An 11,710-nucleotide genomic window follows, 5' to 3' on the forward strand; every position below is an offset into this window, starting at 1 on the left:
GGAATGGGTGCCATAGACGCGCGCGATCGTGGCGTCGGAGGGGCACGGTTCGCCGGTAAGGGCTGCCTTGGCCAGCATCAGGAACACGCCCTGCAGGTCATCGGTGACATGCGGCGTCAGCGACAGCGCCATCTGCCACCCCTCGCTCTCGGCCATCGCGTCATCGACGCCGGAACGGGCGACGGCGAGCCGACGGCGGAAATCCGACATGGACAGTGGGGCGCCGGATATCCGCTTCATGCGACCGCGCATCAGGAAATCCTGGTAAAGCTCTGAATCCGAACGGAAAGCCGATTCCTTTCCGTCCGCGATTTCGGCCAGGGTCATGGTGATCCAGTCCTCACGCTCCTCGTCGCTCATCGCGCTTGCGCGCGGGCCGCGCGTCGTCTCCGGTGCTGTATCGGCGGATTGGGAAAGCTGGTCGATGATATCGACGGTCGGGCGCGGGCGCGGCGTCACCCGGCGCGGCGCGGCTGCCTGCCGGGCCAGATCTTCCGGATCGGGGGTGAAGATCAGGTCGTCGACATCCTCCGGCTTGTCGGGCAGCGGCATCAGCTTGGGGCTGGAGGAACGCGCCGAGGTTTCCACCGGTCCGATGATCACCTTGAGCGGGCGGCGCGACAGCGCGGGGCCCAGCGCCACGAAATTGCCGCGCTTGAGGTCGCGGAACTGTTCAGCCTGACGGCGATCCATGCCGAGCAGATCGGCAGCGCGCGCCATGTCGATATCGAGAAAGGTCCGCCCCATCAGGAAGTTGGAGGCCTCGGCGGCGACGTTCTTTGCGAGCTTGGCCAGTCTCTGGGTGGCGATCACGCCGGCAAGCCCGCGCTTTCTGCCCCGGCACATCAGATTGGTCATGGCGCCGAGCGATTGCCGGCGCACCTCTTCGGCCACCTCGCCGCCGCCCGACGGCGCGAACATCTGCGCCTCGTCGACCACGGTCAGCACCGGATACCAATGGTCGCGATCGGCATCGAACAGCGCATTGAGGAAGATCGCGGCCGTGCGCATCTGGTCCTCGATCTCGAGGCCCTCCAGCGTCAGAACGCAGGAGACGCGGTGCTGGCGGATGCGGTTGGCAATGCCGATCAGCTCGCCCTCGGAACGCTCGCCGTCGACAACGACATGGCCGAAGGCATCCGAAAGCGTGACGAAATCGCCCTCGGGGTCGATCACCACCTGCTGCACCCATTTGGCCGATTGCTCGAGCAGGCGGCGCAGAAGGTGCGATTTTCCGGAGCCGGAATTGCCCTGCACCAGAAGCCGGGTCGCCAGCAATTCCTCGATATCGAGACTGGCCACGTCACCGGTCGATGTCGTTCCCATATCGATGTCGACTTGCACTTCGCCTTCACCTTCGTTTCGGATGGATTTGTCAGAACCTGCCGGAGGCTTGCGGACGCGGATATCCGCCTGTCCTGCTATAGCAGGTCGGTGCGGGCGCGGTCGTGCCGCGGCGGGCGTTACCCACAGTTTTCCGCCTCATGCGACGATGCGCAGCACCGCCGGATCGATCGCGAATGTGGCGGCAAAGCCGGCCTGCCCTTCCCGCGTCAACGTCAGCGCCCGGCCATCCCGCGCCGGGCGCAGCCAGTGGCGCTCGCGGCAGCGCGCGAGCATGGCGGCGCCCAGCCAGCCGCCGATATGGTGGCGGCGCTCGCTCCAGTCGAGGCAGGTGCGGCACAGCGCCCGCCGGCTTTTCCGGGCGTCTTCAAGCTGCACCCCGAACTCGCAGAGGAAAGCCCGGCCCTTTTCGGTCACCAGCCCCGCCGGGCCGTCGAATTCCAAGCATCCCGTTTGCACCAGCGAATCGGCAATGCCGACGGCAATCGCGCCGGCCATGTGGTCGTAGCAGGTGCGTGCCACCCGCATCGCCTCGTCCTTCGGGCCGGTGGGGCGATAGCGCGCCGGACCAGCCGCCGAAAGCAGGCTCAGATGCTCCAGCGTCTCGGCCACATCGGCGGAAGCGAGCCGGAAATAGCGGTGCCTGCCCTGTTTTTCGACCGCCACCAGCGCGCCATCCACAAGACGGGCCAGATGGCCGCTCGCGGTCTGCGGCGTGACGCCTGCGACGCCGGCAAGCTCGCCGGCGGTCAGCGCCTTGCCGCCCAGCAGCGCGGACAGAATGTTCGCCCGCGCGACATCGCCGATCAGGGCAGCGACGGAAGCGAGCGTGTTTGCGGAAACCGTGTTTGTCATGAGCCCAAACTAGCACCGGGGACACGCGTCGTCATTGCTGATCGTTTCGGTCACGACCGAAGCAAAGGGCGAGACGACGGCATAAACCTTCCCGAAAACGAGAGGATACCCCCATGAGCGACTCCGCCCCGGCCCGGAGCCTTGCCCGCTTCAGCGCCATCCGCCGCGCCGCCGGGCTTGTGATCCACGCCCTTTTCATCCGCTGGCCGCAGCGGCGGCGCCAGCGGATGGATCTGCTTGAACTATCTGACGACCACCTGAAGGATATCGGCGTCACGCCGGGGGAGGCCCGCAGGGAAGCCGGCCGGCCATTCTGGGACTGAGCAGCCGCGACGACCTCAGTCTTTCGGCCGCTCGCCCTCGCCCTTTGCGGTCAGAAAGGCCGCAAAGGCCCGCAGCGTGTCTTCGGAGACATGGTGTTCTATGCCCTCGGCGTCGAGTTCGGCCGCTTCCGCCGGCACGCCGATGGCCAGTAGCAGATTGTGCACGATCCGGTGGCGTTGCCGCGCCTTTTCCGCCATCGCCTCGCCCGCCGGCGTCAGGAACACGCCGCGATAGGGCCGCGATGTCGCAAGCCCCTCGCGTTTCAGCCGCGCCACCGCCTTGGTGGCCGTCGGGTGGGCGACACCCATGGAGCGGGCAATATCCGCGATCCGCGCCTCGCCGTGTTCGGCCATCAGGTCGGCGATCAGCTCGGTATAGTCTTCCAGAAGCGCGCTCGCGCGCTCGGACCGCGCCTTTGAAAACCGGTCAGCGGCGTCGCAATCGGATGGTTTTTGATCGTCGCTCACCGGTCTCTCTCTGAAAGGCAGGATCAATCTGTAGCCGAGGGTAAATTGTTGTCTTGTGTTTGTATCCGGTGGCGGCCGACAAGGCAAATCGCCATTGGCGGACGGCCTTGATCGCGCCATGATAACGACAATTGACAAAAATGTAGCCTAGGCTATATTTTTAATAATTCCAAACTCATCCAACATGTCTCGCCCCATGACCGATCTGCCGACCAAACGCCGCTCCCTGACGGACAGAACCAATACGGCCATCGAGCAGGCGCTCGCCTCCGGACGGGTGCGGCCGAGATCGGCTTTGCTGTTTGTCGGGCCGGCGGTGATCGCCGCGATTGCCTATGTCGACCCCGGCAATTACGCCACCAATATCCAGGCCGGCGCGGGCTATGGCTACACCCTGCTCTGGGTGGTGCTGTTCGCCAATCTGGTCGCCATGCTGTTTCAGGCACTGTCGGCCAAGCTCGGCATCGTGACCGGGCGCAACCTCGCCGAAGTCTGCCGCGACGAGTTCTCCAAGCCGGTCGTGATCCTGCTCTGGATCGTCAGCGAGATCGCGGCGATGGCGACCGATCTTGCGGAATTTCTCGGCGGGGCGATCGGGCTTGCGCTGCTGTTCAACATGCCGTTGATGGCTGGCATGGGCGTCACCGCCGTCGTCACCTACGGCATTCTGCTGTTCGAGCGCCGCGGATTCCGGCCGATGGAGTTGATCATCGGTTCCATGATCGGGGTGATCGGGCTTTGCTACATCATCGAGCTTTTCATCGCGCCCGTGGCCTGGGGCGAGGCGGCGACGGGCCTTTTTCGCCCGGTCATTCCCGATGCCACGGCGCTGGCGATTGCGGTCGGCATTATCGGCGCCACCGTCATGCCGCATGCGGTCTACCTCCATTCCGGCCTCACCCAGCACCGGGTCGCGGTCAAGAACGAGACCGAACGCCGGCGGGTGCTGCGGTTTTCCAATATCGAAGTGGTGGCGGCGCTCGCGGTGGCGGGTGTGGTCAACATGGCGATGGTGATGATGGCCGCGGGGGCGTTTCACAAGGGCCACAGCGAGGTCGCCGAAATCGAGACCGCCTACCATATGCTCACGCCCCTGCTCGGCGGCGCTGCGGCGGCCGTCTTCCTGGTTTCGCTGATCGCGTCGGGCATTTCCAGCTCCGTCGTCGGCACCATGGCGGGGCAGATGATCATGCAGGGTTTCGTCGGCTTCCGGATCCCGATCTGGCTGCGACGGCTGATCACCATGCTGCCAGCCTTCGTGGTCGTGGCCCTTGGCGTCAACGCAACCCAGGCGCTGGTCGTCAGCCAGATCATCCTCTCGATCGCGCTGCCGGTGCCGATGATTTCACTGGTGATCTTCACCCGCAACCGCAAGATCATGGGCGAATACGCCAATGGCCGACTGATCGGCGCGCTTGCCATTCTCGCCGCGATCGCCGTGCTCAGCCTCAACTTCGTCCTGCTCGCCCAGACCTTCGGCGTGCCGATCCCGGGGCTGGCGGCCGGGTGAGGCCTTAAAGCCCGTTGATCCACATCTTCAGCCGCGCGCCTTCGCGCGCCAGAAGCTCGGGGTTGCGGGCGTTCTGCGCCAACAGCGAAGCGCCCTGAAGCGACGCCTGCAGTTGCAGCGCCAGCGCCTCGGCATCATCGCCATGACCCATTTCGGCGAACTGCTCGGCCATCCATTCCATTGGCGCGGCGAGCAGCGGAAAGGCTTCCACCGCCGCCTTGTCGCCGGCCTTCAGAAGCTCCGCGCTCAACGAACCCGCGGGGCAGCCTCTCAAGGCGATCTCCCCGGCATTGCCGACGGTCTTGTTGACGAAAGCGACGAGCCGGGCCTTGGGCGACGGCAATTCGGCCAGTTCCGTTTTCAGACTCTCGAACGCACCTTTGTGGTGATCGAGGATCGCGGTGGCGATGTCGTCCTTCGTTTTGAAGTAATAATAGACATTGCCGAGGGGTACGCCGGATTCCCGCGCGATGTCGGCGATCGTGGTGCGGGTATAGCCCTGCCGGTAGGCGAGATTGACCGCCGCCTCCACCAGCCTTTCGCGTTTTGACATGTCTTTCCTGGTCATAACTCTTTCCTACTTATTCCGGCCTCACCCTGCGGTGTTGTTTCCGCTCTGGCTCATATGAGCCCTCAACCTGCCTGCCAAGCCGACTGTGTTCCAATCGGCGACGGCTCAAACTTATGAGTTGAGTAACTAACTTATATAAGTTGGGCAACTCACTAATACATTGACGCAAGAGGATGCGGCCGCCCTCTCCCCCTATTCGGCGTCATCCTCGGGCTCGACCCGAGGATCCAGGCAGCGCGCGTCAAGATCGGCGGCTGTGGTGGCTTGCTTGCGGCGACGTGAGGTAAAGCGCTCAGATGGCGCAGCAGGCGTGGTTGCACCCTCGGGGCAAGCCCGAGTCGTGAGACAAGATGGAGGGAGAGAGAGTTGTCTAAAGACCGTTTTCCGTGTTGCATGGATGCTCGTGTCAAGCACGAGCATGACCCATCGGAAGATACCGATTCAGCAAAACACCGCGCCACACAGCAGCCGTCCCGGCCGCAATTGCAGTCGATCAGCCCGCCCGGCGCGCCGCGATCTTGAGGCCGAAGCCCTGCATCAGCCGCACGGCTTCCGGGCGCAGGTTTTCGCCGGTGAAGATCACGAAGTCATGGTTCGGGCCGCCATCGGCGGCGGCCGTGGATGGCCCCAGCATGCGCTTGGCCTGCATGGCGATCGCCTCGGCGGGGTTCAGCCAGTCCACCGGCCAGGGGGCGAGCTTGCGGAAGCGATTGGCGAGGAACGGATAATGGGTGCAGGCCAGCACCACGATATCGGTACGCCTGCCCTCCTCCTCGACGAAACAGGGCGCGATTTCCGCCCAGAGCGCCGAATCGGCGACGGCAATGCCGCAGATATAGTCCTCCGCCAGCGCCGCCAGATAGCGCGAGCCGACGAGGCGAGCGTGGCAGTGCGCGGCAAAACTCTCGATCAGCCCCTTGGTGTAGTCGCGCTTCACCGTCACGGGCGTTGCGAGCACGGAAATCAGGCCGGAGGCGGTGCGCTCGGCAGCGGGCTTGATCGCGGGCACGGTCCCCACGAAATCGGTTTCGGGGAAGCGTTCGCGCAGGGCCGCGCCGGCGAGCGTGAACGCCGTGTTGCAGGCGATGATCACGCAGGCCGGGCGAATTTCCTCCAGCAACTGTCCGAAGAGCCGCAGCAGATGCTCGAGCAGCGCCGCCTCCTCCCAGTCGCCATAGGGAAAGGCGGCGTTATCGGCGATATAGACGAAGCGGCGCTCCGGCATCAGCATGCGGGCCTCGCGCAGCACGGTCAGCCCGCCAATGCCGGAATCGAAGATCAGAACCGGGCCGTCATCGCTCATCGCCGCCATCCTGGCCGCGCGGGTTCTTGCGGGTATAGCGATCGAGCGCGGAAATCACCCCGCGCACCACATGAATTTCCTGCGCGCTCATCGCCCTGCGGGTAAAGACTGCGCGCAGATTGTCGATCATTTTAGGCTTTTTGTCGGCGGGACGGAAATATCCCCGCGCATCGAGCGCTTCCTCGAGATGGGCGAACAGGCCGAACAGGCTTTCCTTGGTCGCCGGCGTCTGTTCGACGGCCTGAAACGGCGTCGCGCTTTCGTCCTCCATGCCCGATTTCATCCACTCATAGGACATCAGCAGCACGGCCTGGGCGATGTTGAGCGAGGCGAAGGCGGGGTTGACCGGGAAGGTCACGATCTCGTCGGCAAGCGCCACCTCCTCGTTCTTCAACCCCCAGCGTTCGCGCCCGAACAGGATGCCCGAGCGTTCCCCTGCCCTGTGGCGCGCGCGCAGCGTTTCGGCGGCAACGGTCGGTCCGCGCACCGGCTTGAAGCCGTCGCGGCTGCGGGCGGTGGTGGCGTAGACGAAATTGAGGTCGGCAATCGCATCCTCCAGCCTGTCGAACACCTGAACGCCGTCGATCACATGATCGGCCTTGGAGGCGGCGGAGCGCGCGCTGTCGCTCGGCCAGCCATCGCGCGGCTCGACGAGGCGCAGTTCGGCGAGGCCGAAATTGGCCATGGCGCGGGCCACCATGCCGATATTCTCGCCCAGTTGCGGGTTGACCAGAATGATCACGGGGCCTTCCGCCAGAAGCGGACGCTCGCTGTTCGTGCCTGCCATGCTTTCCTGCCTTGCTTTCTCGCTCCGGCTTATCGCTCTCACCGCCGCCGAATGCAAGAAAAAGGCAGTGGGCGGAAGCTTTCCCGCACGTTGCCGACTTGGCCTTTGGCGCATGCGGCGTTATGGCTTCTTCATGTCAAACCTCGCCGATCCGCTCTCCATCCTGAAATCCGTTTATGGCTATTCCGCCTTTCGCGGCAAACAGCAGGCCGTTGTCGAACAGGTGGTCGCCGGCGGCGATGCCGTGGTGCTGTTTCCGACGGGCGCCGGCAAATCGCTTTGCTATCAGGTGCCCGCGCTATGCCGGCCGGGCGTGGCGCTGGTGGTTTCGCCGCTGATCGCGCTGATGCGTGATCAAGTGGAGGCGCTGAAACAGCTTGGCGTGCGCGCCGCGGCGCTGAATTCGACGCTCTCGCGCGAGGAATATGGCGCGATCCGGCGCGGGCTCGACAATGCAGAGCTCGACCTCCTCTATGTGACCCCGGAGCGGATGGCGACTGCCGGTTTTCGCGAGATGATGGCGCATGTGAAGATCGCGCTGATCGCGATTGATGAAGCCCATTGCGTCTCGCAATGGGGCCATGATTTTCGCCCGGAATACCGCGCGCTCGATGCGTTGAAAGACATATTTCCGGGCGTGCCGCGCATGGCGCTGACGGCGACCGCCGATCCGCATACCCGCGAGGATATCATCGAGCGGCTGGCGCTTCAGGACGCGGCGGTTTTCACCACCTCCTTTGACCGGCCCAACATCACCTATGAGATCATCGAGCGTGACCAGCCGCGCCGGCAATTGCTGGACTTCCTCACTCGCCACAAGGGCGACAGCGGCATCGTCTACTGCCTGTCGCGCGCCAAGGTGGAGGAGACCGCCGAATGGCTGAACGGCCAGGGCATCCGCGCGCTGCCCTATCACGCCGGCATGGACCGCGAGCGCCGTGACGCCAATCAGGACGCGTTCCTGAAGGAAGAGGAGCTTTGTCTGGTCGCCACCGTCGCCTTCGGCATGGGCATCGACAAGCCGAATGTCCGCTATGTCGCCCATCTCGATCTGCCGGGTTCGGTCGAGGCCTATTATCAGGAGACCGGGCGCGCGGGCCGCGACGGCCTGCCATCGGAGGCCTGGATGGTTTACGGCATGGCCGACGTGGTGCAGCGCGGACGGATGATCGACAACGGCAACGCGGTCGAGGAGATCAAGCGGGTCGAGCGCGCCAAGCTCAACGCGCTGCTCGGCATCTGCGAAACGTCCGGTTGCCGCAGACAGGCGATTCTCGCCCATTTCGGTGAGGCCCATCCCGGCGACTGCGGCAATTGCGACACCTGCCTGAAGCCGGTCGACACCTGGGACGGCACGGAGGCCGCGATCAAGGCGATGGCCGCGATCTACCGCACCGGCGAACGCTTCGGCGCCGGTCACCTGATCGATGTGCTGACCGGCAAGGAGACCGAGCGCACCGAACGCTTCGGCCATGCGCAGATGCCGGTCTTCGGCGCGGGCAGCGACCTGCCGGTCAAGACCTGGCAATCGGTCTACCGGCAATTGCTGGCGGCCGGGCTGATCACGGTCGACCACGAGGCCTATGGCGCGCTGAAGCTGATGCCGGAGGCCCGCGCGGTGTTCCGCAAGGAACGGCCCGTCCGCTTTCGCAAGGACCGCCCCACGCGCGGCGGCTCCTCCGGTTCGGCCAGACGCGGCGGCGACAAACGCGCCGCCGTTCCCGAGCAGGATCGCGCGCTGTTCGAGGCGCTGCGCGAAACCCGCACCGCGCTCGCCAAGGAAGGCGGCGTGCCCCCCTATGTCATCTTCCCCGACACGACGCTGATCGCGCTTGCAGCCGAACGGCCAAAAACGCCGGATGAAATGCTCTCGGTCTCCGGCGTCGGCCAAACCAAGCTGCAGCGCTATGGCGAAGAGTTCCTCGCCATCATCCGCGCGCATGGCTGAAGGGCGCTAATCCGGCAAGATCATGTGTCCGTTTTCGTCAAGCGGCGAGAACGGATTGAAGGCGACCTCCCACAAATGGCCGTCCGGATCGGCGAAATAGCCGCTATAGCCGCCCCAGAACACCTCTTCCGCCGGCTTGACGATCCGTGCGCCGCAGCTTTCGGCAAAGGCCAGCGCCTCATCCACTTCGCTTTCTGAGCCGACATTATAGGCAAGCGTCACGCCCGAAAAAGATGGCCTGTCGTCCGGGACGCCCTTCAGGCCGGCATCCTCGGCCAGCGCCTTTCTTCCGAAAAGGCCAAGCGCGATCCCGTTGAGCCCGAAGAAGCTGACGCTTTCCTGCGAGGCGGATGATTTCTTCCAGCCCAGACGCTCATAGAACGCCGTCGCCTCCGCGATATCCTCGACGCCCAATGTGATCAGGCTGATCCTGCGTTCGAATGCCATGGGGTTCACCTCCGATTTTGTTCTCTATATGTTCTTATATTTATCGCCAGATGTAAAGGTCTTAATTCGGCGTTGAAGGTGTCCTGATACGCGTTACTCAAGCCGCCTATCGCGCGATATTCTGTCGTGGGCACTCCCCCTCACCCGCCGTGCGTCACCCTTGGGCTTGACCCGCGGGGCCAGGCGACATTCTCCGTGTGGCCTGGATGATCGGGTCAAGCCCGAGTATGACTCATGGGGAGATCGGCAGCTATAAACGCACAACAAAATACGGTATCATTATACCGTATTTTTAAGATACTGATTTCATTGAAGTAAATTGCATCGGCGCCACTCTTTCACTCTTGACCAATTTCAGCCCTGGCTCTATACCACCGCCAGCATATCCGGCCAGACCGACTATGCCGTCAGGCTTGGGCTTCACCCCAAGCAAAGCAACAAGAAACGTCCACCCTTCGGGGCTGGATCAAAATCGAGAGCAACACAATGGTTACCTTCTCCCAGAAGCCCGCAGAGGTGGAAAAGAAGTGGATCGTGATCGATGCCGAGGGTCTCGTCCTCGGCCGTCTCGCTTCACTCGTTGCCATGCGCCTGCGCGGCAAGCATAAAGCCACCTACACCCCGCATGTTGACGACGGCGACAATGTCATCGTCATCAATGCCGACAAGGTCGCGATGACCGGCAAGAAGTACACCGACAAGGTCTACTACTGGCACACCGGCTATCCCGGCGGCATCAAGGAACGCACTGCGCGCCAGATCATCGAGGGCCGTTTCCCGGAACGCGTCATCGAAAAGGCTGTCGAGCGCATGGTTCCGCGCGGTCCGCTTGGCCGCCGCCAGATGAAGAACCTGCGCGTCTATGCCGGCACCAACCACCCCCATGAAGCCCAGCAGCCCGAAGTTCTCGACGTTGCCAAGCTCAACAAGAAGAATGTGAGGAGCGCATAATGGCCGATCTGTCCGATCTGAAGACGCTTGGCGACGCCGCGACCGCTGAAGCAACCCCCGCCGCTCCGGTTCACGAGCGCAAGGTCGACGACCTCGGCCGCGCCTATGCCACCGGCAAGCGCAAGGACGCCGTCGCCCGCGTATGGGTGAAGGCCGGCACTGGCAAGATCACCGTCAATGGCAAGGATTTTTCCGAGTATTTCGGTCGTCCGGTGCTGCAGATGGTCCTCCAGCAGCCGATCGTCGCCGCTGCCCGTGACGGCCAGTTCGACATCGTCGCAACGGTCACCGGCGGCGGCCTTTCCGGCCAGGCCGGTGCTGTTCGCCACGGCATTTCCAAGGCGCTGACCTATTTCGAGCCGGGCCTGCGTTCGGTTCTCAAGCGCGGCGGCTTCCTGACCCGCGACAGCCGCGTTGTCGAGCGCAAGAAGTACGGCCGCGCGAAAGCCCGCCGTTCGTTCCAGTTCTCCAAGCGCTAAGCGCCGCGTTTTCAGTACGCTTTCAGAAGGGCCGCCACCGCGCGGCCCTTTTTTTCGTTTTCGCGGCAATGCCGACGCCCCCCTCCTCTCGCCTTTTTGAACTGCGGCCGCGACAGCGTCAGGCGAGGCATAGAAGGCCCCGTCCTTGCGCAACCCTGTCGTGTGGACTTACACTCGATCCTGAAACCAACAGGATTTCGACGCATGAGAATAGTCGCGTTCTTTTTCCTGCGCTGCTTTGGGTTCGGGCTCTTCGTGCTGCCGGTTCTATTTGCCCTTCTCCATATGCAGGAAATCTCCCGCTCTAAGACGCTCGCCCGATTTGAACGAGAGGGCGAATTTGTGAGCGCCGAAGTCTTGGGGCGCCGCCGTCAATTCAATTTTTTCTCTCGAGATCATCAGACGAGATATTACCTGCATGTCAGATTTTCGGAGCGCTATGAAAGCAGGGAACTTGAGATCGAAGTGCCGCCGCACGAGTACAGAACCGGTTTTCCAGGAAAAAGCATTCTGACGCGCGTACTTAAAGACGATGAACCCAGGATTCAGTATCCAGTCATAAGCAACGTCGGCGCAGACAAAGAGGCGCAAACATTGACCTCACTCCTGTTATGGCTGATCGGCCTGAACTTCGCTGTTTCCGCATCCATTCTGGCTTCGGCCTACAACGCCCGATATCACGGTGAGGTCGTCTATGTGATGTATGACAGGCACAAGACTCTGG

The 11,710-nt window shown here is 63.3% G+C and carries 13 protein-coding genes; 6 read left to right on the forward strand and 7 right to left on the reverse strand.

Features of this window, described 5'->3' with window-relative positions; all coding sequences use genetic code 11:
- Together B4E36_RS23390 and B4E36_RS23395 are read right to left on the reverse strand one after the other, a co-directional pair.
- On the reverse strand, positions 1 to 1,344 hold a 1,344-nt coding region (locus tag B4E36_RS23390), incomplete at its 3' end, for an ATP-binding protein (protein WP_345900876.1).
- A gap of 138 nt (positions 1,345 to 1,482) precedes the next feature.
- Positions 1,483 to 2,199 (reverse strand): ArsR/SmtB family transcription factor, encoded by a 717-nt coding sequence (locus B4E36_RS23395; protein WP_230721889.1) that lies wholly within the window; start codon positions 2,197 to 2,199, stop codon positions 1,483 to 1,485.
- A 113-nt stretch (positions 2,200 to 2,312) separates the two neighbouring features.
- Between B4E36_RS23395 and B4E36_RS23400 the strand changes: the two genes are divergently transcribed.
- On the forward strand, positions 2,313 to 2,522 hold the full coding sequence (locus B4E36_RS23400) for a DUF1127 domain-containing protein (protein ID WP_292054837.1): 210 nt from the start codon (positions 2,313 to 2,315) through the stop codon (positions 2,520 to 2,522).
- A 15-nt stretch (positions 2,523 to 2,537) separates the two neighbouring features.
- Here the strand turns inward: B4E36_RS23400 and mntR are convergent, their stop codons facing one another.
- Positions 2,538 to 2,990, reverse strand: a complete 453-nt coding sequence (gene mntR, locus B4E36_RS23405; RefSeq protein ID WP_292054840.1) for a manganese-binding transcriptional regulator MntR — start codon at positions 2,988 to 2,990, stop codon at positions 2,538 to 2,540.
- A gap of 196 nt (positions 2,991 to 3,186) precedes the next feature.
- Here mntR and B4E36_RS23410 point away from each other — a divergent pair, with 196 nt between their 5' ends.
- A complete protein-coding gene (locus tag B4E36_RS23410; protein WP_292054842.1) occupies positions 3,187 to 4,500 on the forward strand; it encodes an Nramp family divalent metal transporter in 1,314 nt (437 codons plus the stop codon).
- Between the two features lie 4 nt (positions 4,501 to 4,504).
- Here the strand turns inward: B4E36_RS23410 and B4E36_RS23415 are convergent, their stop codons facing one another.
- From B4E36_RS23415 to B4E36_RS23425, 3 genes are all read right to left on the reverse strand, one after another.
- Positions 4,505 to 5,053, reverse strand: coding sequence for a TetR/AcrR family transcriptional regulator (locus B4E36_RS23415; RefSeq protein WP_345900877.1), 549 nt, complete (start codon positions 5,051 to 5,053; stop codon positions 4,505 to 4,507).
- A 511-nt stretch (positions 5,054 to 5,564) separates the two neighbouring features.
- Entirely contained in the window at positions 5,565 to 6,383 is an 819-nt protein-coding gene (gene murI / locus B4E36_RS23420) for a glutamate racemase (protein ID WP_292054848.1), read from the reverse strand.
- Entirely contained in the window at positions 6,364 to 7,161 is a 798-nt protein-coding gene (locus B4E36_RS23425) for an RNA methyltransferase (RefSeq protein WP_292054849.1), read from the reverse strand. The genes murI and B4E36_RS23425 overlap by 20 nt, the downstream gene beginning before the upstream one ends.
- 133 nt (positions 7,162 to 7,294) lie before the next feature.
- On the opposite strand from B4E36_RS23425, the gene recQ reads away from it, so the two are divergent.
- Entirely contained in the window at positions 7,295 to 9,109 is a 1,815-nt protein-coding gene (gene recQ / locus B4E36_RS23430; protein ID WP_345900878.1) for a DNA helicase RecQ, read from the forward strand.
- A gap of 6 nt (positions 9,110 to 9,115) precedes the next feature.
- On the opposite strand, the gene B4E36_RS23435 is transcribed toward recQ, so the two are convergent.
- Positions 9,116 to 9,556, reverse strand: coding sequence for a VOC family protein (locus B4E36_RS23435; protein WP_292054854.1), 441 nt, complete (start codon positions 9,554 to 9,556; stop codon positions 9,116 to 9,118).
- A gap of 486 nt (positions 9,557 to 10,042) precedes the next feature.
- On the opposite strand from B4E36_RS23435, the gene rplM reads away from it, so the two are divergent.
- The 3 genes from rplM to B4E36_RS23450 all read left to right on the forward strand — a co-directional run.
- A complete protein-coding gene (gene rplM, locus B4E36_RS23440) occupies positions 10,043 to 10,507 on the forward strand; it encodes a 50S ribosomal protein L13 (protein ID WP_018066043.1) in 465 nt (154 codons plus the stop codon).
- Positions 10,507 to 10,986, forward strand: a complete 480-nt coding sequence (gene rpsI / locus B4E36_RS23445) for a 30S ribosomal protein S9 (RefSeq protein ID WP_018066042.1) — start codon at positions 10,507 to 10,509, stop codon at positions 10,984 to 10,986. The genes rplM and rpsI overlap by 1 nt, the downstream gene beginning before the upstream one ends.
- Before the next feature lie 204 nt (positions 10,987 to 11,190).
- A partial coding sequence (locus B4E36_RS23450) for a hypothetical protein (protein WP_345900879.1) occupies positions 11,191 to 11,710 on the forward strand: 520 nt, incomplete at its 3' end.

Origin of the sequence: Martelella sp. UBA3392 (assembly GCF_002358775.1) — a bacterium.
Lineage (GTDB): Bacteria > Pseudomonadota > Alphaproteobacteria > Rhizobiales > Rhizobiaceae > Martelella > Martelella mediterranea.